Annotated in this window: 27 protein-coding genes and 1 riboswitch; of the genes, 12 read left to right on the plus strand and 15 right to left on the minus strand. The window is 63.8% G+C overall.

All coding sequences use genetic code 11. From position 1 onward, the window contains the following. Positions 1-107: 107 nt before the first annotated feature. Positions 108-184: riboswitch (S-adenosyl-L-homocysteine riboswitch) on the plus strand. A gap of 17 nt (positions 185-201) precedes the next feature. The 4 genes from ACYVKM_RS02555 to ACYVKM_RS02570 all read left to right on the plus strand — a co-directional run bounded on the left by ACYVKM_RS02555 (position 202) and on the right by ACYVKM_RS02570 (position 3,434). Continuing rightward, entirely contained in the window at positions 202-1,113 is a 912-nt protein-coding gene (locus tag ACYVKM_RS02555; RefSeq protein ID WP_460875499.1) for an ATP-grasp domain-containing protein, read from the plus strand. Positions 1,114-1,123: 10 nt separating this feature from the next. Next, entirely contained in the window at positions 1,124-1,492 is a 369-nt protein-coding gene (locus ACYVKM_RS02560; RefSeq protein ID WP_460875501.1) for a gamma-glutamylcyclotransferase family protein, read from the plus strand. Between the two features lie 83 nt (positions 1,493-1,575). Next, entirely contained in the window at positions 1,576-2,664 is a 1,089-nt protein-coding gene (gene dinB, locus ACYVKM_RS02565) for a DNA polymerase IV (protein ID WP_460875503.1), read from the plus strand. Between the two features lie 92 nt (positions 2,665-2,756). Continuing rightward, entirely contained in the window at positions 2,757-3,434 is a 678-nt protein-coding gene (locus ACYVKM_RS02570) for a hypothetical protein (protein ID WP_460875504.1), read from the plus strand. Positions 3,435-3,468: 34 nt separating this feature from the next. Here the strand turns inward: ACYVKM_RS02570 and ACYVKM_RS02575 are convergent, their stop codons facing one another. The 3 genes from ACYVKM_RS02575 to ACYVKM_RS02585 all read right to left on the minus strand — a co-directional run bounded on the left by ACYVKM_RS02575 (position 3,469) and on the right by ACYVKM_RS02585 (position 5,627). Next, positions 3,469-3,867 (minus strand): DUF3224 domain-containing protein, encoded by a 399-nt coding sequence (locus ACYVKM_RS02575; RefSeq protein WP_460875506.1) that lies wholly within the window; start codon positions 3,865-3,867, stop codon positions 3,469-3,471. A gap of 111 nt (positions 3,868-3,978) precedes the next feature. Next, positions 3,979-5,211, minus strand: a complete 1,233-nt coding sequence (locus tag ACYVKM_RS02580) for a hypothetical protein (RefSeq protein WP_460875507.1) — start codon at positions 5,209-5,211, stop codon at positions 3,979-3,981. Positions 5,212-5,300: 89 nt separating this feature from the next. After that, the gene (locus tag ACYVKM_RS02585) at positions 5,301-5,627 is read right to left on the minus strand and encodes a hypothetical protein (RefSeq protein ID WP_077442826.1); all 327 of its coding nucleotides are present in this window, start codon (positions 5,625-5,627) and stop codon (positions 5,301-5,303) included. 121 nt (positions 5,628-5,748) lie between these two features. Between ACYVKM_RS02585 and ACYVKM_RS02590 the strand changes: the two genes are divergently transcribed. Further along, on the plus strand, positions 5,749-6,330 hold the full coding sequence (locus ACYVKM_RS02590; RefSeq protein WP_460875508.1) for an RNA polymerase sigma factor: 582 nt from the start codon (positions 5,749-5,751) through the stop codon (positions 6,328-6,330). Continuing rightward, entirely contained in the window at positions 6,327-6,803 is a 477-nt protein-coding gene (locus tag ACYVKM_RS02595; RefSeq protein ID WP_460875510.1) for a hypothetical protein, read from the plus strand. The genes ACYVKM_RS02590 and ACYVKM_RS02595 overlap by 4 nt, the downstream gene beginning before the upstream one ends. Positions 6,804-6,835: 32 nt before the next feature. Here ACYVKM_RS02595 and dapB read toward each other — a convergent pair whose 3' ends face one another. Next, positions 6,836-7,636, minus strand: coding sequence for a 4-hydroxy-tetrahydrodipicolinate reductase (gene dapB / locus ACYVKM_RS02600; protein WP_460875512.1), 801 nt, complete (start codon positions 7,634-7,636; stop codon positions 6,836-6,838). An 85-nt stretch (positions 7,637-7,721) separates the two neighbouring features. Between dapB and ACYVKM_RS02605 the strand changes: the two genes are divergently transcribed. Further along, complete coding sequence (locus ACYVKM_RS02605) at positions 7,722-8,315, plus strand: NADPH-dependent FMN reductase (protein WP_460875513.1); 594 nt, start codon at positions 7,722-7,724, stop codon at positions 8,313-8,315. Beyond that, positions 8,312-8,626 (plus strand): GIY-YIG nuclease family protein, encoded by a 315-nt coding sequence (locus tag ACYVKM_RS02610; protein WP_460875515.1) that lies wholly within the window; start codon positions 8,312-8,314, stop codon positions 8,624-8,626. The genes ACYVKM_RS02605 and ACYVKM_RS02610 overlap by 4 nt, the downstream gene beginning before the upstream one ends. Before the next feature lie 160 nt (positions 8,627-8,786). Here the strand turns inward: ACYVKM_RS02610 and ACYVKM_RS02615 are convergent, their stop codons facing one another. From ACYVKM_RS02615 to aceF, 3 genes are read right to left on the minus strand one after another with little or no spacing between them, the layout of a single operon-like run. Next, positions 8,787-10,568: a gamma-glutamyltransferase family protein gene (locus tag ACYVKM_RS02615; RefSeq protein ID WP_460875517.1), complete on the minus strand. Its 1,782-nt coding sequence runs from the start codon at positions 10,566-10,568 to the stop codon at positions 8,787-8,789. A gap of 50 nt (positions 10,569-10,618) precedes the next feature. Further along, entirely contained in the window at positions 10,619-12,403 is a 1,785-nt protein-coding gene (gene lpdA / locus ACYVKM_RS02620) for a dihydrolipoyl dehydrogenase (RefSeq protein WP_460875518.1), read from the minus strand. A 15-nt stretch (positions 12,404-12,418) separates the two neighbouring features. Further along, positions 12,419-13,945: a dihydrolipoyllysine-residue acetyltransferase gene (gene aceF, locus ACYVKM_RS02625; protein ID WP_460876500.1), complete on the minus strand. Its 1,527-nt coding sequence runs from the start codon at positions 13,943-13,945 to the stop codon at positions 12,419-12,421. Positions 13,946-13,999: 54 nt separating this feature from the next. Here aceF and ACYVKM_RS02630 point away from each other — a divergent pair, with 54 nt between their 5' ends. Both ACYVKM_RS02630 and ACYVKM_RS02635 read left to right on the plus strand, forming a co-directional pair. Next, the gene (locus ACYVKM_RS02630) at positions 14,000-14,884 is read left to right on the plus strand and encodes an ABC transporter ATP-binding protein (protein ID WP_460875520.1); all 885 of its coding nucleotides are present in this window, start codon (positions 14,000-14,002) and stop codon (positions 14,882-14,884) included. Between the two features lie 48 nt (positions 14,885-14,932). Continuing rightward, positions 14,933-18,529 carry an ABC transporter permease/M1 family aminopeptidase gene (locus ACYVKM_RS02635; RefSeq protein ID WP_460875521.1) on the plus strand — a complete coding sequence of 1,199 codons (3,597 nt, stop codon included), beginning with the start codon at positions 14,933-14,935 and terminating at the stop codon, positions 18,527-18,529. 92 nt (positions 18,530-18,621) lie between these two features. Here ACYVKM_RS02635 and ACYVKM_RS02640 read toward each other — a convergent pair whose 3' ends face one another. The 8 genes from ACYVKM_RS02640 to ACYVKM_RS02675 form a co-directional block, all read right to left on the minus strand. Beyond that, positions 18,622-19,839, minus strand: a complete 1,218-nt coding sequence (locus ACYVKM_RS02640; RefSeq protein ID WP_460875522.1) for a low temperature requirement protein A — start codon at positions 19,837-19,839, stop codon at positions 18,622-18,624. Positions 19,840-19,906: 67 nt separating this feature from the next. Further along, positions 19,907-20,248 carry a DUF2845 domain-containing protein gene (locus ACYVKM_RS02645; protein WP_460875524.1) on the minus strand — a complete coding sequence of 114 codons (342 nt, stop codon included), beginning with the start codon at positions 20,246-20,248 and terminating at the stop codon, positions 19,907-19,909. Positions 20,249-20,308: 60 nt separating this feature from the next. Further along, complete coding sequence (locus tag ACYVKM_RS02650) at positions 20,309-20,593, minus strand: DUF2845 domain-containing protein (RefSeq protein ID WP_460875525.1); 285 nt, start codon at positions 20,591-20,593, stop codon at positions 20,309-20,311. 29 nt (positions 20,594-20,622) lie between these two features. Continuing rightward, positions 20,623-21,198: a DUF924 family protein gene (locus ACYVKM_RS02655; RefSeq protein ID WP_460875527.1), complete on the minus strand. Its 576-nt coding sequence runs from the start codon at positions 21,196-21,198 to the stop codon at positions 20,623-20,625. Between the two features lie 10 nt (positions 21,199-21,208). Continuing rightward, on the minus strand, positions 21,209-21,649 hold the full coding sequence (locus ACYVKM_RS02660) for a ferritin family protein (RefSeq protein ID WP_460875529.1): 441 nt from the start codon (positions 21,647-21,649) through the stop codon (positions 21,209-21,211). Positions 21,650-21,776: 127 nt separating this feature from the next. Continuing rightward, positions 21,777-22,529 carry a DUF2884 family protein gene (locus tag ACYVKM_RS02665; RefSeq protein WP_460875530.1) on the minus strand — a complete coding sequence of 251 codons (753 nt, stop codon included), beginning with the start codon at positions 22,527-22,529 and terminating at the stop codon, positions 21,777-21,779. Between the two features lie 180 nt (positions 22,530-22,709). Continuing rightward, positions 22,710-23,174 (minus strand): hypothetical protein, encoded by a 465-nt coding sequence (locus ACYVKM_RS02670; RefSeq protein WP_460875532.1) that lies wholly within the window; start codon positions 23,172-23,174, stop codon positions 22,710-22,712. A gap of 182 nt (positions 23,175-23,356) precedes the next feature. Then, positions 23,357-23,815, minus strand: a complete 459-nt coding sequence (locus ACYVKM_RS02675; RefSeq protein ID WP_460875533.1) for a hypothetical protein — start codon at positions 23,813-23,815, stop codon at positions 23,357-23,359. 279 nt (positions 23,816-24,094) lie between these two features. Here ACYVKM_RS02675 and ACYVKM_RS02680 point away from each other — a divergent pair, with 279 nt between their 5' ends. Both ACYVKM_RS02680 and ACYVKM_RS02685 read left to right on the plus strand, forming a co-directional pair. Further along, positions 24,095-24,511, plus strand: coding sequence for a universal stress protein (locus tag ACYVKM_RS02680; protein WP_460875534.1), 417 nt, complete (start codon positions 24,095-24,097; stop codon positions 24,509-24,511). Between the two features lie 123 nt (positions 24,512-24,634). Beyond that, positions 24,635-25,456 (plus strand): ferritin-like domain-containing protein, encoded by an 822-nt coding sequence (locus tag ACYVKM_RS02685; RefSeq protein WP_460875536.1) that lies wholly within the window; start codon positions 24,635-24,637, stop codon positions 25,454-25,456. Positions 25,457-25,501 lie beyond the last annotated feature (45 nt).

Here is a 25,501-nt window from a genome sequence, read left to right on the forward strand (position 1 = left end):
GGCTGCCCTCCGGCAAATTGACAATCGCCAGCCACGCCGAAACACTATCGACGGCAGCGCGCCACAGGCTGCCGGTTTGTCGTGCAGCGACCATTCGCTGCGCCATCGTTGTCGAGGGGTGCTGCAGCGGATGCTTATCCGCCACGCTCGGCATGCGACTCCATCGCAAGGGCGCCCTTTCCATTGATTGGAGGTGTCGCCATGTCCACTCACGCCGCCGCTCGCCGGCTCGCCCTTGCCACATCCGCGGATTACCCGTCCGTCCAGCCCGACGATGCCGGTCTTGCCGCATCGCTGGAATACCTCGGCATCCAACCGGTCGTCTGCGTATGGAATGACCCGGACATCGACTGGTCGACGTTCGATGCCGTGCTGATCCGTACCACCTGGGATTACTTCAAACATTACGCGTCGTTCCTGCAGTGGCTGGATCGGCTCGATCAACTGGGCATTCCCACGATCAACGACAGCCAGCTGCTGCGCTGGAACAGCGACAAGCGCTACCTGCTCGAACTGGCACAGCACGGTGTCGGCATCATCCCCACCCGGCTTGCCGGTGGGCGCGAGCTGCGCGACATGCTGGCGGATATGCAAGGCCGGCAGGTGGTGATCAAGCCAACGGTCAGCGGCGGCGCCTGGCATACGCTGCGAGGCATCGTCGGCGACGAGGCCTTCGCCCAGGCCGTGGCGCAGCTGCCGCTCGAATACGACTACCTGGTGCAGCCGTTCGTGCCGGAAATCGTCACCGACGGCGAGTGGTCGCTGCTGTATTTCGCCGGAAAATTCAGCCACGCCGTGATCAAGTACCCGGCATCCGGCGACTACCGCGTGCAGGGCGAATACGGTGGCAGCGCCGAACCGGTCCTGCCGAGCGCAGCGACACTGGCCGCCGCCGAACGTGCGCTGGCCGCGGTCGCCGAGATCGGGCATGGCGATCACGCGTACGTGCGCGTCGACGGCGTGATCTGCGCCGGCCAGTTCCTGATCATGGAACTGGAGCTGATCGAGCCGTTCCTGCATCTCGCCGTGCGGCCAGCGGCGGCCGAAAGCCTTGCGATGCAGATCGCCGTGCGGCTGGCCCGCATCCATGAGCGGCAAACCGAGTCAGGCTGAGGAGTCCATGATGTCCGGCACAGCGCAAGCCAGCGAAAACCTGTTCTCCTACGGCACGCTGCAGGACGAAGCCGTCCAGCTCGCGACGTTCGGACGCCCGCTGCCGGGCAAGCCGGATGAGCTGCGCGGCTACCACTGCACGATGCTGGAGATCCGTGACACGCAGGTGATCGCCACCAGCGGTGCCACGCACCATCCCATCATCCATCACACCGGCGATCCGACCCACACCGTGAAGGGCACGGTGCTGTGCATCACGCCGGACGAACTCGCACACGCCGATGCCTACGAGGTCGACGATTACCGGCGCACCCGCGTCACGCTCGCCTCCGGTCGGCGTGCATGGGTATACGTGCAGACCGACCCAGGCTCCACGTGAATGGCTGGAGCCTGCATGCCTGCCCGCGCAACGCAGGCAGGCGCGCAGGCTCTAGAATCGGAGCCACCCCCTCGATCCACCACGTGCCCGCCTTGTCCCGCAAAATCCTGCATATCGACATGGACGCGTTCTACGCATCGGTGGAGCAGCGCGACGACCCGTCGTTGCGCGGCAAGCCGGTGGCGGTGGCATGGCGTGGCGCACGCTCGGTGGTGTGCGCGGCGAGCTACGAGGCACGCGTGTTCGGCGTGCGTTCGGCGATGCCGGCGATCCGCGCGGAGCGGCTGTGCCCGCAGCTGGTGTTCGTGCCGCCGGATTTCGTGCGCTACAAGGCCGTATCCCGTCAGGTGCGCGAGATCTTCGCGCGGCATACCGAGCTGATCGAGCCACTGTCGCTGGACGAGGCCTATCTCGACGTGACCGTGACGAAGACCGGCCTGCCTTCGGCCACGGCCACCGCCGAGGCGATCCGCGCCGCGATCCGCGAAGAAACGCAACTCACTGCATCGGCCGGGGTGGCGCCCAACAAGTTCCTGGCCAAGATCGCCTCGGACTGGAACAAGCCGAACGGTCTGTTCGTGATCCGCCCGCAGCAGGTCGAGGTGTTCCTCACACCACTGCCGGTCGGCCGCCTGCCCGGCGTCGGCAAAGTGATGGAGGCAAAACTTGCCGTGCTCGGCATCAACACGGTCGGCGAACTGCGCGCGCATGCGCTGGCGGAACTGGAGCAGCGCTTCGGTCGCTGGGGCCGGCGCCTGCATGAACTGGCGCGCGGCATCGACGAACATGCGGTGCAGCCCGAACGACCGACCTTGCAGGTTTCCGCCGAGGACACCTTCGAACACGACCTGCTGCTGGAAGAACTCGAACCGCACATCCGCCGGCTCGCCGAGAAGGCCTGGGCCGGCCACCAGCGCGAGCAGGGTCGTGTGGCACGCACCGTCGTGCTGAAGCTGAAGACATCGGATTTCCACACGCTCACGCGCAGTCTCACTCCCGCCGCACGCCCGCAGTCGGCGACCGAACTGGCCGACATCGCCTGTGCGTTGCGCGAACGCGTGGAACGTCCTGTCGACAGCCGCTACCGGCTTGTGGGCGTGGGGTTGGCCGGCTTCGTGGAGCAGGACAGTTATCAGGCTCAGAGCGATCTCTTCGACATCGCCACGGAATGAGTCCGGCCGCTCGCGGCATGCGTGCACTTCAATTGCCGATCACAAATCCGCTACGCTGCGCCGCGCGCGAACTGCCACCAGTGGAGTACACGATGCACCTCGAATTACCCAATGTCCGCATCCAGTCGATGAAGGACTTCGTCAAGCACTACCTGATGATCGTGCTCAGCATCCTCACCGCGCTGGGACTGGAGGCATGGATCGAGCATGCACACCACACACATGCAGCGGAGGCGGCGAGCCGGCAGATGACGGCCGAGCTGCGCCACAATCTTGCCGAGACACGCGATTCGCTGCGGCGGAACGACGCGACCCTGCAGGCTGTCGGGAAGCTCGACGCCACGGTCATCGCCGACCTGAAAAGCGGCCTGCCGGCTGCCACCATCAACCAGCACATCCGTGCACAAAAAGCGGGTTTCCTGCTCAATCTGAATTGGCCAAGCCTGCCTTCGTCAGCCTGGGATGTGGCTGTGGCGAATCAGTCGGTGAGCTGGATCGAACCGGCCAGCCTGAAGAGGTATTCCGCCGCCTACGCAGCCCAGCGTGAATTGAACGACTGGGTGCAGCACGACAGCATGCTGATGCTGGACATGCCCAGGGTGATCAATTTCAAGACCGACCTCGACCTGGACCACGACGTCGATCCCCAGGCATTTCTCTACACACTGCAGCAGCTGAATACGACCAACACCAGCCTGAAGAACAACCTGCAGGAACTGGAGAAACATCTCGTCGATGCCGTGCCGGACGAAACGGCCGCGGGCCAGTAACCGAACCGCGCCGGGCTGACGCCTCCATGTTCGCTCAGTCCGCAGCGGGCAGCGTGTACTCGAAATCGTAGAAATGCTGGCCGCCGGTGATCGTGATCGCCAGTGTGCCGGCCAGCCCCTGCAGCTCATCGCTGCCCGAATCGGGCACCACCGTGATGATCAATTGCGGCGTACCGCGCGTCATGATGCCGCTGTGCTGCAGCGCGAACGCGCCGCTGCGTCCATGCAGCGTGCCGCTGACCCGCTCCAGCGCGACATAGCCGGCCGAACCCTCGATCGCGGTGCGGGTGGCCAGCATCTGGCCCTTGCCGGTCGCCGCAAGGTCGCCGTGATACTGCTTGTCCAGCGCCATCCGGCCGATGCTGGCATCGCCGACACTCTCTTCGGCCGGCTGCGGGATCATCTTCACTTCGAACGTGCCGCTGGCATGCATGATGGCAACTTCCCGTGGTGTGCAAGGCGACCAGGCGACTCTGACAGGCTCAACCGGTCTCGTTGGCAGCACTATATTCTCCTGCCTGGCAGGCATTCCATGCGCAACCCCTCAGGGGCCTGACACCGTGCTGGTACCGGATGGAGACGCGCTGTTCTGGGCAGCACGAAAACTTGCCGCCATGAAGTGCCTGGGGACGCCGTTTTCGGCCGGGGTTCTCTTCAGAAAGGCTGCCGCGGCAGCATCGTGTTTCAGGTAAGTGTCGAGGAAATTCATCGTGTAGCGCGCGACCCAGGCGTAACTCGTGTTGGCGTCATCCTGTCCGTAGTCGGCCACCTGATCTTCGGCAAAGCGCTGCGCACTCTTCCTGCGTCGAAACATGGAGCTGAATTCCCCGTGCGCCATGCCCACCATGTTGACGGTGAAGAGATCACCGTGCGTCCAGGCGTTCAGAATGTTTGGTCCCACCCTGTCCGCTGGAGGACCGTCATGATATTTCTCGAAATCTTCCAGAAAGTTCGGGTATTCCGACGTGAAGAAAGCAAGCGGAATGTCCATCCGCTCGGCATGAACATCACCGGCTTTCTTCACGAGTCCGGGAAAATAACGCATGCTGCCGTCCATCTCTGCCAGGGCACCGATGCGGGAATCCCGTGCCGCGGCAAACAGGCTCGATATGCCTCCCCAGCTCCAGCTCACCACGGCGACCCGGGATAGATCCGCATCGGGAAGCGTTCTGGCAAACGTAATGAGAAACGAGATATCGCCGGCCTGCGCGTTGATCCCGCCCAGATCGTCCGTCATGTCGCGCGTCGACACGCCCATCGACGGACTCGCCAGAACCACGTAACCGTGACTGGCCAGGTACTCGCACAGATCAGCGTTCTCCCAGGAAACAGAAGAATCGCTGGGCGCATAAATCAGAACCGGATAATGACCTTCTGATACTTTCGCTTCCCATACCGCCAACAGCGGGGTATCGAAGGACGTCTTCAACAGTGAGCGCCACCGATTGTCTTTTTCATCCGGGGCATTGAACTGGATCTCCGTGTCGGCCAGCCGGACATAATCCCCAACAGTCATCGGTTTGGCTTGGCTTTTCAGCGCCGGATACCAGATCAGGGTTTGCAACGGGCGGGCACCATCCTTGATGGACGGCTTTCCCGGGCTCTTGGGCGCCGAAGGGAAGCTGCGGGAGTGATCGTATTGATTCACCACCTTCAGCCCTACCGGATACGGACCCGGCTTTTCCAGGAACCGGAATGAAGACGCCTGGGCAACCGCGGACATGGAAATGAGGCATGCGCACAACGCAAGCAAGATGACCGGGATTTTGGGTTGCACAGTAGCTTTCCTTCCAACGCGGTCGTGGGGGGAGCACCTGCCGAGGGTGGCGAGCCCGACCCGCCGATGCACGGCGCGTCGGACGCAACTCAGCTGAGCCGCCGCGAGATCGCGAAGAACGCCAGGTTGCCCAGGCCGGTGGCGCCAGCCAGCACGGCGACGAGGCCGGGGGTGACTTCCTGCCAGTTGAACCACTGGATCAGGCCGAAGCCGACTGCGACCGAGACCAGCACGATGCCCCAGCGCAACGAGGAGTTGCGCCGACGCAGAGCCTCGTCGCGCAGGATCGAATTGACCAGATCCTCGGAACCGCCGGCATTGACCATGTGCCGGCGCACCATGGCGTCGACGCAGACCTTGATCGAGTAGGCAATGCAGATGAACAGGCTGATCGGGATGAAATCGCCGAAATTCATGGGGCTCTCCTTGGGTTGATGGCGAAATGACTGGCTGTCGAGACCATAGATACGGCCACCCTCGCGACGGTTGCAGCCATCCACTTGCAACCATTGGGGCGATGCGCGTATCCCTTGCGGCATGGAAGACATCCGCAGCAGCCCGGACCGCGAACTGGTCGACGCCGTGCTGGCCAACCGGCCGGGTGCGTTCGAGCGCCTGGTCCGCGAGTATCAGGGCCTGTGCTGGCACATCATCCACCGGATGGTGCGCCACCCCGAGGACGCGCGCGAGCTGTGCCAGGACACCTTTCTGCGGGTACATCAGTGCCTGCACCAGTATCGTTACGAGAGCGCGTTGAAATCGTGGATCGGACGCGTGGCCTACACGATCGCGCTGCGTCATCTGCAGCACAAGCGCATCCCGCTGCTCGAAAACACCGACGACGGCGATGACTATGCGCTGGTGGAAAACATCGGTGACGGCTTCGACCTCGAAGCCGCCTGTGCCGACGAGGAAACCATGCAGCACCTGCATGCCGCCATCGAGACGCTGCCGCCATTGCAGCGCACGGTGCTGACGTTGTATTACCTCGAGGAAATCACGATACCCGAAATTGCCCGGATCACCGGGCTGGCCAGCGGCACCATCAAGAGCCACTTGTTCCGGTCACGACTGCGCCTGCGCGGCGCACTCGAAGCCCGGACCGGAGTTGCAGCATGAACCACGACATCGACGACACCATCCCGCCCTTCGACGACCCGGCCCGCGAACGCGAATGGCTGGCGCAGGAACGCGCCATGCGGCGCGAGCGCCTGCACCTCGATCCCGCAGGCGATGATACAAAAGCCTTGCGCTATCGCATGCTGGCGCGTGCATTGCGGCAACCGCCGCAGGAATCCCTGCCATCCGATTTCGCCCGGCACGTGGCCACCTTGGCCGGCGCAGGCATGACGGCCAAACCGACTTCCGGCACCCGCTTCGAACTTGCCCTGACGATCTCGCTCGTCATCGCCTTCGTGCTGGCCGGCGGCTGGGCGACAGTGATCTACGGCAACGCGTGGCTGCCCTCGATCAGCGCGACACTACCCGCGCCCGATCCATCGGCCATCCGCTGGCTGCTGGCTTTCGCCGGTTGCATCGGCATGTCGTGGCTGCTGGGCTCGTGGCAGCAGCACAGGCATGGGCGCGACTGACACCTGAGATATGCGCCGGCCGATCACTCCACTCAAAGATCCAGCACTGCATCCAGTCCGCGGTGCAAGCCAACCAGCCCCGGCACCTTGCGGATCGCCAGCAACGCGCCGCCGACATAAGGCTTCGCGCTGCTGCCGGCGTTATGGCGCAGGCTCAACGTCTGGTCCGGCATGCCGAAGATCGTCTCGACCCCGATCACGAAACCCGGCAGGCGCAGCGCATGCACCTGGCTGCCGGCCAGCGTGCCGCCACGCGTCTCGCGCACGCCGATGGTCTGCTCCAACGGCACCTCCAGCGTCGGCTGGCGCACCTTGCCCAGCCGCCCGGCCAGTTCGCGCACGGTGCCGCTGGGCGCATCCGGCTTGCCGGCCGAGGCGTAGTCGATGATCTCCCATTGCGGGATCAGCTTCGCCGCCATCTCGGCAAACTTGATCAGCAGCACCGCGGTCAACGCGAAGTTGCCGCAGGCCAGCACGCCACGCTGCCGTTCGCGCGCCAGCGCATCGATCTGCGCGTAATCCTCGTCGGTGAGGCCCGACGTGCCGACCACCACATGCGCGCCGTGTTCCAGTGCGGCAAGGATGTTCGCCTTCGCGCTGTCGGGCCTCGTGTATTCGACGAAGACGTCGCAGGGCTGCGTCAACGCTTCGGCCGCGCTGGCAAAGATTGGCGTCGCCAGTCGCGACTCGACCAGCACCTCGCCGAGCTGCTGCCCGGCGTGCTTGCGTGCCACCGCGGCGACCAGCGTCAGATCATCGGCTGCAGCGATACCGCGGGCCAGTTCGGAGCCGGCCCAGCCGGTGGCGCCGGCGACACATACCATCAGTGACATGACGACCTCGTTCTTCGTGATGTGATCGCGTCAGAGTAATCTGGTGGCGAGGAATTGTCCTGCAAGACAAACCAGCGAATCGAGCATGACCATCAAGAATCAGCCGCTGTCGATTGCCGTCCTGCTCGGCTCGGTGCGTCATGCACGAATGGGCATACGCGCAGCGAAGCTGGTGATGCAGGCGCTAGCAACGCGCGGCCATGAGGCAGTCCTGGTCGATCCGATGGAAGTGCGATTGCCCCTGCTCGACCGCATGTACAAGGAATATGCACCAGGTACGGCACCCGAAATGCTGGAGAACCTGGCCACGCTGTATCGCCGCGTCGACGGCTTCCTGATCGTCAGCGGCGAATACAACCACGGCATCCCGCCGGCGATGAAGAACCTGCTCGATCATTTCCTCGAAGAGTATTTCTGGCGACCGTCCGGCATCGTCTGCTATTCCGCCGGCCAGTTCGGTGGCGTGCGCGCGGCCGTCGCCCTGCGTGCCACGCTGGCCGAACTGGGCATGCCGAGCGTTCCCAGCGAGTGCGCAATTCCGCGTATCGCTTCATCGCTCGACGAAGACGGCCACGCGCAGAACGAACATGTCACGCACACGCTCGATCGCTTCCTCGACGAATTCCTCTGGTATGCCCGTGCCCTGAAGCGCGAACGGCTGGACGGTACGCCGTATTGAATGCGCAGGCACAACCGGTAGAAGCGGACGGCAGCTGGTGCCTGTACCTGATCGAATGCCGCAATGGCAGCTATTACGCCGGCATCACCAATCGCCTCGACGCACGCTACGCCGCACACGTGGCCGGACGCGGCGCTCGCTACACCCGCGCCAACCCGCCGTTGCGGTTGCTGGGCTTTCGCAGCTATCCGGATCGCGCCAGTGCTTCGCGTGCGGAGTGGGCGATCAAGCAGTTGCCGCGAGAGAAGAAGCTGGCGTTTCTATTTGCCCATTCGCCGGAACAGTTGCCGATACCAGCAGTGATCTTTTGATCAAATCCAGTCAAAGGTGGTCCGAATAAGTCTTCGCCGTCATTCCAGCGGAAGCTGGAATCTAGTGTCTTCGGCGAATTGCAGCGGCACTGGATCCCAGCTTTCGCTGGGATGACGAATTATTCAGACCATGCCTAGCCAGCACTTTGCACACGTCACCTCAATACCCGATCACCTCGCCATCCTTGCGCATCTCGGTGGCGCCCCAGTACACGTGCTGTTTGGCGTCGAACATGATCGCCTCGTAACCACCGAAGTTGCCGGTGCCCGGCACGACCTTGTAGCCGCGCCTGGCCAGTTCAGCCTTCACCGCGGGGTCGAAGCCCGACTCCATCTCCACCGTACCGATGCCCTGCGACGCTTCGCCAGTGGGTTCGGCGTTGCCGTAGTGACGCCAGCGCGCGGCATCGCCGGCATCCTGCACGTTCATGCCGTAGTCGATCATGTTGGTCAGCACCTGGATGTGGCCTTGCGGCTGCATGTCGCCGCCCATCAGGCCGAACGCCATGTACGGTACGCCGTCCTTCATCACGAAGCCGGGGATGATGGTGTGGAACGGTCGCTTGCCGGCGGCGTAGACATTCGCCGCGCCGGGCTTGAGCGAATACAGCTCGCCGCGATCCTGGAACATGAAGCCCAGGCCGTCGGCGACCAGGCCCGAACCCATGCCGCGGTAGTTGGACTGGATGATCGACACCATCATGCCGTCCTTGTCGGCGGTGGTGAAATAAGTGGTGTCGCCGTTGAACAGCTTCGGATCGCCGGGTCCGATATCCGGATTGGCGTGCCCGGGATCGATCAGCTTGCGCCGCTGGTCGGCGTAACCCTTGGACAACAGACCCTTCATCGGCACGTCGACGAAGCGCGGATCGGCGTAGTACCTGGCCAGATCTTCGTAGGCGAGGCGCTTGGCTTCCAGCATGGTGGTGAGTGCATCGGCGCTGCCCACGCCCATCTTCTTCAGGTCGAAGCCCTTGAGCAGCTGCAGCATTTCCAGCGCGGCGAAGCCCTGCCCGTTCGGCGGCAGTTCGTAGACGTCGTAGCCGTGGTAGTTCACCGATTGCGGTGTCACCCACTCGCCGTGGAAGCCGGCAAAATCCTCGTAGCGCAGGTCGCCGCCGATGCGCTTGAAGTAGGCGTCCATGGTGTGCGCAATCGCGCCCTTGTAGAACGCATCGCGGCCACCCTGCGCGATCAGCGTCAGCGTGCGGGCCAGGTCGGGATTGCGGAACACCTCGCCTTCGGCTGGCGTGTGGCCGTCGATCAGATAAGTGTGGCGCGCATTCGCGCTTTCCTCGATCAGCCCGTGCCACCGGTCGAACGCCGCCATGTTGCTCTTCCAGTACTTGGCAACCAGCTGGGTGACCGGGAAACCCTTCTGCGCATAGCCGATCGCCGGCGCCAGGTCGTCGGCCAGCGAGAGCTTGCCGAACTTGTCGTGCAGCGCACCCCAGGTATCGACCGTGCCCGGCACGGTGATCGGCAGCGAGCCGACGGCAGGAATGTGATCCTCCGCCGGCAGGCCGGCCTTGAGATAGGCCGCCTTCACCTCGGCCTGCATCTTCGCCAGGTCGCGGCCCTTCGCTGACGGACCGGAACCGTTATAGCCGTAGAGCTTGTGCGTTTTCGGATCCCACACGATCACGAAGCAGTCGCCGCCGATGCCGTTCAACACCGGCTCCATCAGGCCGAGCGCCGCATTCGCCGCGATCGCGGCATCCACCGCGCTGCCGCCCTTCTTGAGGATGTCGATCGCGATCTGCGAGGCCAGCGGCTGCTCGGTCGCCGCCATGCCGTGCTGGGCCAGCACCGGCGAGCGCGAGGCCCAGGGTTTACCTGAGTAGCGATCGCCCCGGCCGACATCCGCACTGACATTCGTCGCGGCCGCCAGCCCCACCAGCAGGGCGGCGGCAGTAGCGATCCGGATCTTCGAAAGACGCATCACGATTCCTCCGGAGCGACCCTGCATTTATTTCACTACGACGGTGCGACTCACTTTTTCTTCGGCAGGTACAGGTCGGTAATCGTGCCTTCGTACACTTCCGCCGCCATGCCGACCGATTCGCTCAGCGTGGGATGCGGATGGATGGTGAGGCCGATGTCGGCCGCTTCGCTGCCCATCTCGATCGCATGCGTGATCTCGGCAATCAGGTCGCCCGCATGCACGCCGACGATGCCGCCGCCGACCACGCGATGGGTTTCCTCGTCGAAGATCAGCTTGGTGAAGCCTTCGGTGCGATCGATGCCGATCGCGCGGCCGCTGGCCACCCACGGGAACTTGCCCACGCCGATCTTCAAGCCCTTTTCCTTCGCCTCGCGCTCGGTCACGCCGACCCATGCCACTTCCGGATCGGTGAAGGCCACGGACGGGATCACCCGCGCATCGAAATAGCTCTTCATGCCGGCCACGACTTCCGCCGCCACGCGCGCCTCATGCGTGGCCTTGTGCGCCAGCATCGGCTGACCGACCAGGTCGCCGATCGCGAAGATGTGCGGCACGTTGGTGCGCATCTGCGCGTCGACGTTGATGAAGCCACGCTCGGTCACCGCAACGCCAGCCTTGTCGGCGCCGATCTTGCCGCCGTTCGGCGAACGACCCACCGACACCAGCACGCGATCAAACAGCGTGCTCGCCGGGATGCTGTCGCCTTCGTAGCTGACCTCGATGCCCTTCTTGGTCGCCTTCGCCTGGACCACCTTGGTCTTCAGGTGCACGCCCTTGAGCTTGCCGCCGAGACGCTTGGCCAGCGGCTTGATCAGGTCGGCATCGGCGCCGGGGATGAGCTGGTCCATGAACTCGACCACGGTCACTTCGCTGCCAAGCGCGCCGTACACCGTCGCCATTTCCAGGCCGATGATGCCGCCGCCCACGACCAGCAAGGTCTTCGGCACGTCCTTCAGTTCCAGCGCACCGGTGGAGTCGACGATGCGCTCGTCGTCCCACGGGAAGGCGGGCAGCTTCACCGACTGCGAACCGGCGGCGATGATCGCGTTTTCGAAACGGATCAGCTTCACGCCATCCCTGGTCTGGACTTCCATTTCGTTCGGCGATACGAACATGCCCGCGCCTTCGAGCGTCCGCACCTTGCGCTGCTTCGCCATCGAGCGGAGGCCGCCCGTGAGCTGGCCGACCACCTTGTCCTTGAAACCGCGAAGCTTGTCGATGTCGATCTTCGGCGCTCCGAAACTGACGCCGTGCGAGGCCATCGCGGCAGCCTCGTCGATCACCGCGGCCGCGTGCAGCAGCGCCTTTGACGGGATGCAGCCCACATTGAGGCAGACGCCGCCGAGCGTGGCATAGCGCTCCACCAGTACGGTGTCGACGCCGAGATCCGCGGCACGGAACGCGGCGGTATAGCCGCCGGGGCCGGAGCCGAGCACGACCAGCTTGCATTCGATATCGGCCTTGCGTCCTGAGGCGCTCGCCGCCGATGGAGCCGGCGCAGGCTTGGCCGGAGCCGGAGCGACAGCAGCAGGCGCAGCAGCCTTGGGCGCTTCCGCTTGCGGAGCCTCGGCCTTGGGCGTTGCGGCATCACCGGCCACTTCCAGCACCGCGATCACCGCACCTTCGGAAACTTCATCGCCCACCTTGAGCTTGAGCTCCTTGATCACGCCGGCGGCGCTGGAAGGAATCTCCATCGTCGCCTTGTCCGACTCCAGCGTGATCAGGCTCTGTTCCTTCGCCACGGTGTCGCCGGCTTTCACCAGTACTTCGATCACCGGCACGTTGTCGTGACCGCCGATGTCGGGAACCTTGATTTCGATCGTGTTGGCCATCGTCGTCTCTCCCGGTCAGAGCAGCAGGCGGCGGATGTCGCCGAGCTGGGTGGCGAGGAAGGACGCGAAGCGCGCGGCGAGCGCGCCGTCGATCACGCGATGGTCATAGGACAGGGACAATGGAAGAACCAGCCGCGGCGCGAATTCCTTGCCGTTCCACACCGGCTTGGTCGCTGCCTTGGAAACACCGAGGATGGCCACTTCGGGCGCGTTGACGATCGGCGTGAACGCGGTACCACCGATACCGCCCAGTGAGCTGATCGAGAAGCAGCCGCCGGACATCTCGGCCGGGCCGAGCTTCTTGTCGCGCGCCTTCTTCGAAATCTCGCCGAGTTCGCGGGCCAGGTCGAGCAGGCCCTTCTTGTCGACGTCGCGGATCACCGGCACCACCAGGCCGTCGGGTGTATCCACCGCGATGCCGATATGGAAATACTTCTTGAGGATCAGCTTCTCGCCGGTCTCGTCGAGCGAGGCGTTGAACTGCGGGAACTGCTTCAGCGCCGCCACCACCGCCTTCATCTGGAACACCAGGGGGGTGACCTTGAGCTCCTTGTTCTCTTCGCCGAGCTTCTTGCGGAACGCCTCCAGCTCGGTGATGTCGGCATCCTCGTGCTGGGTGACGTGCGGGATCATCGCCCAGTTGCGCGCGAGGTTGGCACCGGAAATCTTCTGGATGCGCGAGAGCGGCTTTTCCTCGATCTCGCCGAACTTGGCAAAGTCGACCTTCGGCCATGGCAGCAGATTGAGTCCGCCGACCGAGGCGGATGCGCCGGCGACCGGACGAGCGCCGGAGGCGAGCGCATGCTTCACATACGCGCTGACGTCCTCGCGCTGGATGCGGCCACCGCGACCGCTGCCCTTCACCTGCTGAATGTCCACGCCCAGTTCGCGCGCAAATGCGCGGATCGCCGGGCTGGCATACGGCGCGTCGCCCGGCATCACGATGCTGGCGTCGAGCGGCGGACGCGCCGCGGGGGCCACGTCGCCTTCCGGTGCGTTGCCCGGCTGCACGCCCTGTCCGGCGATCGGCGCAGGCTTCACCTCGACCGGCGGCGGCACGGCAGCCTTTGCAGGCGCTGGAGCCGGTGCGGCGGTTTTCGGTGCCTCGGCGGCAGGTGCAGCGACGGCGCCATCGGTCTCGATGATCGCGATCACCGCGCCCTCGGACACTTCGTCGCCCACCTTGAGCTTCACTTCCTTCACCGTGCCAGCGAACGGCGCGGGAACTTCCATGGTGGCCTTGTCCGACTCCAGCGTGATCAGGCTCTGCTCCTTCTCCACACGGTCGCCGGCTTTCACCAGCACTTCGATGACGGGTACGTCGGCATGACCGATATCGGGGACAAGGGCTTCTTTGAGATCGGCCATGGGGGCTCCTGCGATGACAAGGGCGTACCGCTCGGGGATGGCGGACGCGAACAAGGCTTCAATCATAGCGAAGCTGTACCGATTCGTATTGCACAAAGCGCCGCAAGCCCGTGCCGGCGCCAACCATGCGCACGCGTATGCATGACCTTGAGCGCACGCATGCCCCCTGTCGATCCCCTAATCTGAGGTCCAGCCAACACCGCGCCGGGCGGTACAAGGAAGCCAGCCATGCTGACGATTCGGGACCTGTCGAAAACCTACGCGAACGGAGTGCGGGCATTGCGCGGCGTGTCGCTGGATATTCCCAACGGCATGTTCGGCCTGCTCGGCCCGAACGGTGCCGGCAAGTCGTCGTTGATGCGCACGATCGCCACCTTGCAGGACCCGGACGAAGGCACGATCAAGCTGGACGACATGGACCTGCTTGCCGACAAGCAGGCCACCCGCCGCCTGCTCGGATACCTGCCCCAGGAATTCGGCGTGTACCCGAAAGTGTCGGCCGAGGCGATGCTGGATCACTTCGCCGTGCTCAAGGGCGTCACCGTGAAGCGCGAGCGGCGCGAACTGGTCGAGGCGCTGCTGCGCCAGGTGAACCTGTGGGACGTGCGCAAGCGCAAGCTGGGCACCTACTCCGGCGGCATGCGCCAGCGCTTCGGCATCGCCCAGGCACTGATCGGCGATCCGCGGCTGGTGATCGTCGACGAGCCCACCGCCGGGCTCGATCCGGAGGAACGCAACCGCTTCCTCAATCTGCTGGCCGAGATCGGCGAGCGGGTGGTGGTGATCCTGTCCACGCACATCGTGGAGGACGTCACCGACCTGTGCTCGCGCATGGCGATCATCGGCCAGGGCCAGGTGCTGCTGAGCGGCGAACCCTTGGAAGCCATCCGCAGCATGGACGGCCGCGTGTGGCGGCGCACGATCGACAAGGCTGAACTGGACGGCTACCGCGCCCGCATGAACATCCTGTCCACCCGCCTCGCCGGCGGCCGCACCCTGCTGCATGTGCTGGCCGACGCGCAGCCCGAGGAAGGCTTCGAGGCCGTCGCACCCGATCTGGAAGACGTCTATTTCGGACGCCTGCGCGCGCAGGCCGCCGCCAGGGCTGCCTGACGCCAATCGCCGTTTCGGCAGTCTTCCAATACAGGGACGGGAATACCGATGTTCTTCGAGATACTTCGATTCGAATTGCGCCAGCAGCTGAAGGCGCCGCTGTTCTGGGTCATCGCCGCCGTGTTCGGCGCGCTCGCGTTCACGCTGGTAAGTACCGACGCGGTGATCATCGGTGGATCCAGCGGCAATGTGTTGCGCAATGCGCCGCTGGTGATCGTCAAACTGCTCAGCGTGCTCACCATACTCAGCATGTTTCTGGTGACCGTATTCGTCGCCGGTGCCGCGCTGCGCGATTTCGACCAGCGCACCGCCGAACTGTTCTTCACCACGCCGATGAGCCGTGGTGCCTACCTCGGCGGACGCTTCGCCGCCGGCTATCTGGCTTCGCTGGCGGTCATGCTGGCCTGCGCATTGGGCATCGCCCTCGGCGGCATGATGCCGTGGATCGATACGCTGCGGCTGGGTCCGGCCAGCTGGCATGGTTATGCGTGGGGATTCGGCATCATGGTGGTGCCGGACATGCTGTTCATCGCCGCGCTGCTGTTCCTGCTGGCCAGCACCACGCGTTCGCTGCTGGCCACCTATATAGGGGTGATCGTCTACTTCGTGCTGCAAAGCATTGTCGGCCAGCTGACCAAGGACGTGAACAACCACTTCGTCGCCGCCATGCTCGACCCGTTCGGCGGACGCACCGTGGGGCTGGTCACCCGCTATTGGTCGGCTTATCAGTCCAACCATGAACTGCCCGCGTTGACGGGCGTGCTGCTGTTCAACCGCTTGCTGTGGACCGGCGTGAGCCTGGCCATGTTCGGCGTCACCTTTGCCTTGTTCCGGTCGGATCGCGAGGGCCTGCAACTGCCGCGGCGCAAGAAGCGCGCGGAGCCGCCGATCCTGCGCCCGCAGGCCGGCAGCGCCACGCTGACGCTGCCCAAGGTGCGGCTGGCCGACAACCTGCGAGCCCATCTGCTCCAATTGCGCACGCAATTCGCCTTCGACACGCTCGGCGTGCTGCGCGGCGTGCCGTTCCTGATCATGCTGGCGCTGGGCGTCGCCAACCTGTTCGGTGTCTTGCTGCTGTCCGGACAGATCTATGGCACCGCGACCTGGCCGGTCACCCATCAGGTACTGGAGGGCGTGCGCGGCAGCTTCCAGTGGCTGCTCTTCATCATCATCACGTTCTATGCGGGCGAACTGGTGTGGCGCGAGCGCAGCCAGCGTTCGGCCGAGGTCACCGACGCCTTTCCGCTGCCGGACTGGATTCCGCTGATCGCCAAGCTGGGTGCCCTGCTGGCGGTGATCGTGGTGTTCCAGCTGGTCGGCTCGCTAGTCGGCATCGGCTGGCAGCTGGCGCACGGCTACACCCATCTGGAGCCGGGTCTTTATCTGGAAACGCTGGTGCTGGATACGATCCCGTTCGCGCTGCTGGCGGCACTGGCGCTGTTCCTGCAGGTGCTGTCGAACAACAAGTTCCTCGGCTACCTGCTGACCATCCTGTGGTTCGTCTGCCAGATCGGCTTCGGCCTGCTTCACTGGGAACAGAATCTGTACAACTACGGCAACGTGCCTTCCACGCCGTATTCGGACATGAACGGTTTCGGGCATTTCCTCAAGGCCGCGCTGTGGTTCGATTTCTACTGGGCCAGTTGCGCCATGGTGCTGCTGGTGCTGGCTGCGCTGTTCTGGGTGCGCGGCACCGGTCAGGCGTGGCGCGAGCGGATGCGAGAGGCACGCAAACGGCTGCATGCGCCAGCGAAGATCGTGCTCGGACTCGGCCTGCTCGCCTTCGTAGGCAGCGGCGCGTGGATCTACTACAACACCAACGTGCTCAATCATTACCTGAGCAGCAGCGACAAACTGAAACAGCGCGCCGAGTACGAGAAGAAGTACGCGAAGTACAAGGATCTGCCGCAGCCGCGCATCACCGCGGTGAAGGCGGATGTCGACATCTATCCGTACCAGCGCAGGCTGGAGATCCGCGGCCACTACACCCTGGTCAACAGGCACGACACGCCGATCAGCGAACTGCACGTGAACTACACCGACGGCTTCAGGCTGAAGTCGCTGAACTTCGCACCACATGACACGGTGAGCAACGACAAGGAGCTCGGTTACACCATCTACAAGTTGAAGACGCCGCTGGCACCGGGTACGTCGATGAACTTCGACTTCGATCTGGAATACGCCCCCCAGGGCTTCACCAACAGTCCGGAAGGCACCTTCCTCGCCTACAACGGCACCTTCTTCAACAGCGGCGTGCTACCGCAGTTCGGCTACCAGACGGATGCGCAGATCACCGACCGCAACGACCGTCGCAAGTACGGTCTGAAAGGCGATGCCGAACGCATGCCCAAGCTGGGTGACGAAAAGGCACGCGCAAATACCTATCTCAGCAACGACGCGGACTGGATCAGCTTCGACACCACGGTTTCCACCGCGGCCGACCAGATCGCGGTGGCACCGGGCTATCTGCAGAAGGAATGGACGGCCGACGGCCGGCACTATTTCCACTACTCGATGACTCAGGACGGCATGGACCAGCCCATGCTGCCGTTCTTCTCGTACCTGTCGGCGCGCTATGCCGTGAAGCAGGTGCCGTGGAAAGGGGTGGATATTTCGGTGTACTACAACCCGGCGCACGCATGGAACGTGGACCGGATGATCCAGGGCGCGAAGGACGCGCTGGACTACTACGATGCCCACTACACGCCGTACCAGTTCCGCCAGTTGCGCATCCTGGAGTTCCCGAACTACGCCAGCTTCGCGCAGTCGTTTGCCAACACCATCCCGTTCTCCGAGTCGATCGGTTTCATCGCCGACCTGCGTGACAAATCGAAGATCGACTATGTCTACTACGTCACCGCGCACGAAGTGGCGCACCAGTGGTGGGCACACCGGGTGATCGGCGCCAACATGCAGGGCTCGACCATGCTCAGCGAATCGCTGGCGCAGTATTCCGCGCTGATGGTGATGAAGCAGAAATACGGCGCCGACCAGATGCACAAGTTCCTGAAGTACGAACTGGACAGCTACCTGGCCGGCCGCGCCACCGAGAAGCTGGCCGAGGAGCCGCTGGCGAAGGTGGAGAATCAGCAGTACATCCACTATCGCAAGGGTTCGCTGGTGTTCTATGCGCTGCAGGATTACATCGGCGAGGACAAGCTCGATGCGATGCTCAGGCAATTCCTGATCGACAAGGGTTTCCAGCAACCGCCGTACACCACGTCGCAGGAGTTCATGGATGCACTGGCCAAGGCCGCCGGGCCGAAGTGGCAACCGTTGCTGGATGACCTGTTCTGGAAGATCACCCTGTTCGACAACCGCATGACCGAGGCCACTGCGAAGAAGCTGCCGGATGGCAAGTACGAGGTGACCATGAAGGTGCATGCCGGCAAGGTCTACGTCGACGGCACCGGCAAGGAGACCGATGCCACCCCGGACATCCCGATCGACATCGGCGTGTTTGCCGCACCCGCCGACGGCAAGGACGGCAAACCGCTGTACCTGAAGAAGCAGATGGTGGCGAACGGCGACAGCACGATCACCGTAACGGTCGACGGCAAACCGTTCGATGCCGGCATCGACCCTTACAACGAACTGATCGACCGCGTCTCCAGCGACAACCGACGCCCGGTGACCCTGCAATAGTCGAATGATCCCCGGCAGGCGGCAAACGCCGCCTGCCGGATCACAAGCCGCCCTGGTTCACGGATAGTTTCCGCAAGCGGTGGCCGCGCGGTTCAATGCGCATCCGGGTCGCGCAGCATCTGGCGCACGGTGCGCAGCGAACACACCTCCCATAGCGCCACCAGCACCAGCACGGCCATGGTCGCCATGCCGAGCGATGCGACGGACCAGTGCCCGATGGCCAGGGTCAGTGCCGCCAGCAGACCCAACCCAAGCAGATGCGACAGCGGCAGGTTGGTGTCATTCACTGTCTTTTTGAACCATGCATTGCCGAGCAGATACAGCGCCGGACCGCCGAGCAACACGGCGCCATCGACCATGCCGGCTTGCTGCGCCGGTTCGTGCAAGGTCAGCTTGTCGGCCACCGCGCTCACGATGATGCCGGCGACGATCAGCAGATGCAGATAGGTATACGCGATGCGCGCGGTGCGACCCGGATCGGCCGACTGACGAATCGCCCGGCTGCCGCGCTCCGCACCCAGATCGAAATAGATCCACCACATCGCCACGCTGCCGACGAAGGCACTGACAAACATGAGAAGCGCCTGTGGCTGCGACAAGGCGTCGGCAAAGCTCGACCCGGTCACCAGCACCGATTCGCCCAGCGCGATGATCACGAACTGGCTGCAGCGTTCGGCCAGATGACCACCATCGATATCCCAGTCGGTGGTGCTCGACCGACCCATGCCGGGTACGTAAAACGCCATCGCCGGACCAAGGTATTCCAGCCCCAATGCGGCAATCCACAACAGCCAGCGCAGCTGGCCGTCCTGCCATCCACCTGCCAGCCACAGTGCGCCGGACAGGACGAGCCAGACCGTGATGCGCTGAAAATTGCGCTTGTTCGCCGGCGCGGCATTGCCCAGTGCCCACAACATGAACAGCGTGCGGCCCACCTGCATGAACACGTAGGCGCCGGCAAACAGCAATCCACGCGCACCGAACGCCTCGGGCAGCGCGATCGACAGCAACAGCCCGGCCAGCATCAAGGCCAGCAACAGCAGCCGCACCAGCGGACGTTCCGGATCCAGCCAGTTGGTAACCCAACTAGTGAACACCCACACCCACCACACCGCCAGGAACAGCAGCAACACCTGCAGCGTACCCACCACATTCAGGCCATGCAGCAAGGTGTGCGACAGCTGGGTCACCGCGTAGACGAAGACCAGATCGAAGAACAGCTCGATATTGGTGACTCTGACATGCTCGCTGGCACCACGTGCACGCAGCAGGCCGAGTCCTGGCGAACGGGCTGAAGAGGGAATGCTCACGATGCGGCCTCCGGCATGTCCGCGCATTTATCGCACGGTACGCCGAAGCTCGCCATGCCGGCATGACTCAGCGCCGCTCATCCTCGATGTTGCTGACCTTGCCATCGACAAGGGTCACGATGGTCACATGATCGCCACGCCGGTACTGCCACTTTTCGCCGGTGACCTCCTTGGTCGTCGCCGACGCAGCGCGACTGCGGCGTCCACGACCACTTTTGTGAGTACTGCCGTGCGAACTGCCGTTGCGTGAACCATGACCGCGGGATTTGTACGACGGCTTGCCCAATAGCTCGGTGACCCGCACGGCGCTGTCGCCGACACCCAGCACCTGATTGCCCACACGCAAGCTGCTGGACGCCTGTACCGCGGCGCTGAGCGCGAACAAGGCGATGATGAGACGAATCCGCATGACCTGCTCCCTGTGTCTGGATGAAATCCGGAAAACCCTTTCCGTGGCGCGGCTGTCACCTCAGTTGCGACGTTCCTCGATGCGATCCTCGATCGAGGCAACCTTGCCGGCAATGATCGTCACGGTAACCACATGCCCATCGGCGCGACTGAATTGCCAGCGCTCGCCTGTGAACGCACCGAATTCGTTTTCCATGCGCTCCTTGTAGATCGGCGCACCCAGCAGCTCGATAGTGTGTGCGGCGGTATCACCCACCGACAGCACCTGCTGGCCGATGCGCAGGGTTTCGCTGGCACAGACACCCAGGCTCAGAACCAGCAACGGAATCAACAGCAGACGACGCATACGACACTCCTCGAGTCCCTGGAGACGTTTCAGAAGCCGGCACCCGGCTGGGCCAGATAAAGCACCTCTTCCGGCGTGCTGGCTCGGCCAAGCACGGCATTGCGATGCGGAAAGCGGCCGAAGCGCGCGATCACGTCATGATGGCGCCGAGCATAATCAAGAAATCCTGCGAAACGCACCTGCTCGCGGACCGGTGCATCGCGGCATAGTGCCTCGAACAATTCCACCGAACGCCGCTGCAGGGCCATATCCTCGGCGTGTTCCAGCGGCAGGTAGGAAAACACCCGCTGCAACGGAGGCAGTTGCCGGTCGTCACCACGAGCCAGACCCGACAACGCCACGCGTTGTGCGCTGGCGTCCTGCGCCCACGCGCGCCGCTCACCGCGATAGAGATTGCGCGGAAACTGATCCAGCAGAATCAGCCATGCCAGCCAACCCGACGGCGTGGCTGCCCAGTCACCCAATCGACCAGCCGCTGCGGCTTCTTCCAGACTTCCGAAGCGGGTGCGAATCTGCGCATCGAATGCCTCATCGACATCAAACCAGTGTTTGACGCTCGTTTCGGCGAACCAGAAATCAAGCACATCACGCGCAGCAGGGAGCATGGCTGATCCGTCAGGAACGGGCGCTGCCAGCCAGGCTGTGCATATCCAGATGAATGCCATGCAGGCGCGGCAACTGCCGACGCAGCGCCAGCGCCGACTCGGCAGGCATGCCTGCGATGGCCTGCTCGAACGCGTGCAGCAATGCGCTCTCATGAGACGACAGGACGTGGATCCAGGCACCATCGCGCCGTGCAATGCTGCGTACCAGCCAACCGGCCACATGACGCTGCACGACGCCACGCCAGCTGCCGTGCTCACGGGGGATGCCACCGCTGGCGCGCAGTTGTGCCTGCAGGTCGGTAATCAGCTGCTCCAGCGTATGCACGTTCTCGCCCAGCACCATTCGCAACCCCGGCTCGCAACGCGCGGCGGCGTGCCGATACAGCAGCTGCAGGTCGATGCTGCACCGGAGCAGGGCATTGCAGGTGGCTTGCGGGGGATGCAATGGCATGGCTGCACCCTGGCTGGACGATGGCTGGATCACGACACCATCGTCGTCCATGGTGACTTAGCCGGAGATTAACCCGGGGCGATCAGGCCAATCGCGGTCAGCCGGCAGCGGGCTGTTGCAGCCAGCTTCACTGGCCGATCTGCAGCAGGTCGAGCGGCCGGCCGTTGCTGCCGCGCACGCCCTGTTGCAGCTCGGCCAGGCGCTGGATCGAGGGGCACAGGGCCTCGACCTGCGGGCGCAACGCCTGCATCCGCTGCTGCAGGCGCGGTTGCAGGTCGGTGGCCAGCGTCGCGGCACGGTCACGCAGGCTTGCCGCCGTCTGCATGTCACCGTTCAGAGCCGCATTGATCGCCTGCTGGCCGAGATCGGCCGCCAGCAGCGGCACCAGGTCCGCCGCGATCTGGTTCATGTACTGGTCGATCGCATCACCCTGCCAGTCATGGGTGCTGTGACTGGCTGCGATGCGCTGCTTGAGATCGCTGGCGTGAGCGGCCAGACGGCGTTCGAACTCAGCGCGGGTGGCATCGCTCAGGCCGATGCCGGCAACCTCGGCGTGCAGCGCCTGCACCGCCATGTCCACCCCGTGCTCGCCCACTGTGCGGACCCGCGGCGCCAGCGCGCGCAATTCACGTTCGAACAGCGCCAGGCGATCCTGATCCTCCGCATTCAATGGCACGGCGACGCCATCGGTACGCAAGGCACCCTGCTGCAGCTCGACATGGAACGGTGCCGGCGATGGACGATCGAACAGCAGGCTGTCCGGCTTCAGCGTGACGTCGTAGCTGCTGCTGGCATGGCAGGTGGTTGCAAACTCCTGCGCGTGAAGAGGCAGCATGCCGAACAGGAGTACGCACAAGGCAAACGCAGAGATTGGGCGCATCAGGAAAATTCTCGCCAAACAGGTCGTCCAGCGATAACTGCCCGCTCGCCAACCGACGCTGAATCCCGGGATCCGGTCATGCGAGAACACCGCTGCACATGCGGGTATCTGGTCAACCGTACGGATCGCTCGGATACCAGCCAGGCAAGTGAGCCGATGCCGTTCTTCGTGGCGCACCGGTCAATCCCGTCGCTTGAACTGCGCACGCACCGCCGGCCGACCCAGCTGCCACGCCAGCCACAACAGCAGCGGTATGGCGAGCACTTTCAGTGCCAGTCCGACCTGCCAGGTTCGCTGGGCGCGGTTGATGATCCAGACTGCCATCTCGCCCAGCTGCGGCTGGGCCAGCGCGTGCTGACGGGCAACCTCGAAATCGCCCCAGTGCTGCAGCATCAGCACACCGGTGACCAGGGCCCACAAGGCGAGCAGAACGGCCATCGCGCGCATGGTCGGCCGTGCCCACGTTTGCCGCAGGATGCAACCTGCGCAAACCACGACAACGCCCACTGCGGCCAGCAGGTAGGCGTACTCCGCATGTTGCAGATACTGCACGCAACCCAGCGCAGCGATCAGCAACAATACCCACGGCGCGATGGCCCAGACCGCGAAACGCCGCGCCGGCGAAGGTTCGACACGCACCGGCATCAGGACTTCGCCTGCAGCAAGGTGAATACGAGCAGACAGGGAAGACGGCGCATGACGAAGCTCCAACAAAGGGGGGGAAGCAGAAAGGAAATACAGCCTCCAAGTTTACGCGCACAAAAAACGAAAGGCGCCACGCGGCGCCCTTCGTCATCACATCATGTCTGCCGAGCAACGCTACGGCATCAACGCGGCTCGATGGTGAACTTGCCCACCGAAACACCCAGGTTGACGCCCTCGCCGGTACCGGCCAGCGCCAGCGAGGTGGTGCCCTTGGTCAGCACCTGCGCGGTCGAACTCTTGACCACGCCGGCCTCGGCGCCAGCCTGCGCATAGTCGCCGTAGACTTCGCGAATGCCGTGCACATTGCTGATCTCGCCCTTGCCGTCATTGATGCGGTACTTGCCGGCGGTGAGGCCGCCGCCAACCACGCTGATCTTGACGTTGGCGCTCTGTCCGTTGTCGCAGCGGATGGTGCCGTTGCCTTCGGCATGCTTGTAGATCAGCGACCAACCGGCCAGATTGAACCTGAGATGGCACTTCACCGTGGCCTCGTCAGCATGAGCACTGGAAACCGGCAGCGCCGTCGTCGCTGCCGCACAAGCCAGAACCAGGGCAGCCATTCCAAAAGTACGTTTGATCATTGTCATCTCCTTGAATGAAATTCCCGACGCAGAGTCGAACGTGCCTCCCCTGAGGACCGGCACGCCACTGCGTGGTGGTGGCAGCGTGTGCACCATGGTGTGACAACCGCGTGCAGAAGCATGAGCGCCCGTTCAGGTTTCCAGCCTTGATGCTTCGCTAACAGGTGTCCGTGCAGACTGCCGGCAGTCCCGCAAGGCCGTAGCGCGGCTTGTGGGATGGCGGAAACACTGCCTAGACTCGGCATGGCTCCGGTGCCGTAACACAGCGCAAGGAAAACCATGGTCAAGTATTCACTGGTGGGTTATGACGGTTCCGACGCCTCCCGGCGCGCCTTTCAGTTCGCCATCGATCTGGCTCGCTGCAGCGGCGGCCGGGTGCGTGTGGTGTCGGTGCTGCAGGTTACCGAAGGTGGCGCCGATGCCTCCACCTTGATGATGGCCGACTCCGGCACGCAACGCGTCAAGGAGCTGCTGGAGGAACTGACCGCGATCGTGCCGGATGCCGCCAGCCTGGTGGATGTCGAGATGACTTACGGCAGCCCCGGTGACGTGCTGCTGGGCCAGATCGATCTGCACGGCGTCGATCACATCGTGATCGGCCATACCGAGCGCGGCGCCCTGGCGCGCTGGCTGCTCGGCTCGGTATCCGGCAATGTGCTGGCGCGTGCCCACGTGCCGGTGACGGTGGTGCGCTGACGCAGGCGTTGCCTGAAGCGAGGCCTGCCGGACAGCAAGTCGGCGCGCGTTAATCCCCCACCGGCGCCGGGACCGTATCCTCTGCCATCCACGTCATGGGACGATGTCACACGGGACGCCCGCTTGAGCTATTCCAACGCCCTGCCCTGGACTCTGGAGAGTCTTGATTTCAGCCGCATTGATCTAACGCGTGTGCGCCACAACGAGGACCTGTTCTTCCTGTTGTGCAGTTCGTCGTTCGTCGAGAGCGGCTCCGATCTGTATACGCGGAACCTGATCGAACATTTCGCCGACGATCAGGAGCTGCAGACTTGGCTGCGCCAGCACTGGGAGCATGAGGAACTGCAGCATGGTCGCGCACTGACCACCTATGTGCGCAGTGTGTGGCCGGAGTTCGACTGGGACCGGGGGTTCAAGGCGTTCTGGGACGAGTACGGTGCCGTGTGCACCGCCGAGCAACTCGAATCCTGCCGCGGACTGGAGCTGGCGGCACGCTGCGCGGTGGAAACCGGCACCGCCAGCCTGTACCGCGCACTGCACGAGATCACCGACGAGCCGGTGCTGAAACAACTGACCAACCACATCAAGAGCGACGAAGTGCGCCACTACAAGCACTTCTACCATCACTACCGGCTGTACCGGGAGCGCGAGGGTTTCGGTCGCTACAAGGTGTTCCGCGCGATCCTGCGCAGGCTCAACGAGATCAAGGGCGAGGACAGCAGCATCGCGCTGCGTCACGTGTTCAATCAGTGCTATCCACAGCACCAGAACAACGAGACCGAATTCCGTCGCATCAGCGACCGCGCGCAAGGATTGCTGCGCCGGCACATTCCGGCCGGGATGACGGTGAAGATGTTGCTGAGGCCGCTTGATCTGCCGGGACCGCTGCAGAACCTGCTGGAAAAGCCGCTGGCGCGGATCAGCGGAAAACTGTTCCTGCACTGAAGCCTGCCGGCGCCTTCGCACTGAACGCGCAGCCGAGCTGCTCTC

It is taken from the genome of Rhodanobacter koreensis (assembly GCF_054782855.1).

What these genes read in the sequence shown, in the direction of transcription:
- ACYVKM_RS02555 (WP_460875499.1), top strand. Translation starts at nt 202, where the DNA reads ATGTCCACTCACGCCGCCGCTCGCCGGCTCGCCCTTGCCACATCCGCG.
- ACYVKM_RS02560 (WP_460875501.1), top strand. Translation starts at nt 1,124, where the DNA reads ATGTCCGGCACAGCGCAAGCCAGCGAAAACCTGTTCTCCTACGGCACG.
- ACYVKM_RS02570 (WP_460875504.1), top strand. Translation starts at nt 2,757, where the DNA reads ATGCACCTCGAATTACCCAATGTCCGCATCCAGTCGATGAAGGACTTC.
- ACYVKM_RS02575 (WP_460875506.1), bottom strand. Translation starts at nt 3,867, where the DNA reads ATGCATGCCAGCGGCACGTTCGAAGTGAAGATGATCCCGCAGCCGGCC.
- ACYVKM_RS02585 (WP_077442826.1), bottom strand. Translation starts at nt 5,627, where the DNA reads ATGAATTTCGGCGATTTCATCCCGATCAGCCTGTTCATCTGCATTGCC.
- ACYVKM_RS02590 (WP_460875508.1), top strand. Translation starts at nt 5,749, where the DNA reads ATGGAAGACATCCGCAGCAGCCCGGACCGCGAACTGGTCGACGCCGTG.
- ACYVKM_RS02595 (WP_460875510.1), top strand. Translation starts at nt 6,327, where the DNA reads ATGAACCACGACATCGACGACACCATCCCGCCCTTCGACGACCCGGCC.
- dapB (WP_460875512.1), bottom strand. Translation starts at nt 7,636, where the DNA reads ATGTCACTGATGGTATGTGTCGCCGGCGCCACCGGCTGGGCCGGCTCC.
- ACYVKM_RS02605 (WP_460875513.1), top strand. Translation starts at nt 7,722, where the DNA reads ATGACCATCAAGAATCAGCCGCTGTCGATTGCCGTCCTGCTCGGCTCG.
- ACYVKM_RS02615 (WP_460875517.1), bottom strand. Translation starts at nt 10,568, where the DNA reads ATGCGTCTTTCGAAGATCCGGATCGCTACTGCCGCCGCCCTGCTGGTG.
- lpdA (WP_460875518.1), bottom strand. Translation starts at nt 12,403, where the DNA reads ATGGCCAACACGATCGAAATCAAGGTTCCCGACATCGGCGGTCACGAC.
- ACYVKM_RS02630 (WP_460875520.1), top strand. Translation starts at nt 14,000, where the DNA reads ATGCTGACGATTCGGGACCTGTCGAAAACCTACGCGAACGGAGTGCGG.
- ACYVKM_RS02635 (WP_460875521.1), top strand. Translation starts at nt 14,933, where the DNA reads ATGTTCTTCGAGATACTTCGATTCGAATTGCGCCAGCAGCTGAAGGCG.
- ACYVKM_RS02645 (WP_460875524.1), bottom strand. Translation starts at nt 20,248, where the DNA reads ATGCGGATTCGTCTCATCATCGCCTTGTTCGCGCTCAGCGCCGCGGTA.
- ACYVKM_RS02650 (WP_460875525.1), bottom strand. Translation starts at nt 20,593, where the DNA reads ATGCGTCGTCTGCTGTTGATTCCGTTGCTGGTTCTGAGCCTGGGTGTC.
- ACYVKM_RS02655 (WP_460875527.1), bottom strand. Translation starts at nt 21,198, where the DNA reads ATGCTCCCTGCTGCGCGTGATGTGCTTGATTTCTGGTTCGCCGAAACG.
- ACYVKM_RS02660 (WP_460875529.1), bottom strand. Translation starts at nt 21,649, where the DNA reads ATGCCATTGCATCCCCCGCAAGCCACCTGCAATGCCCTGCTCCGGTGC.
- ACYVKM_RS02665 (WP_460875530.1), bottom strand. Translation starts at nt 22,529, where the DNA reads ATGCGCCCAATCTCTGCGTTTGCCTTGTGCGTACTCCTGTTCGGCATG.
- ACYVKM_RS02670 (WP_460875532.1), bottom strand. Translation starts at nt 23,174, where the DNA reads ATGCCGGTGCGTGTCGAACCTTCGCCGGCGCGGCGTTTCGCGGTCTGG.
- ACYVKM_RS02675 (WP_460875533.1), bottom strand. Translation starts at nt 23,815, where the DNA reads ATGATCAAACGTACTTTTGGAATGGCTGCCCTGGTTCTGGCTTGTGCG.
- ACYVKM_RS02680 (WP_460875534.1), top strand. Translation starts at nt 24,095, where the DNA reads ATGGTCAAGTATTCACTGGTGGGTTATGACGGTTCCGACGCCTCCCGG.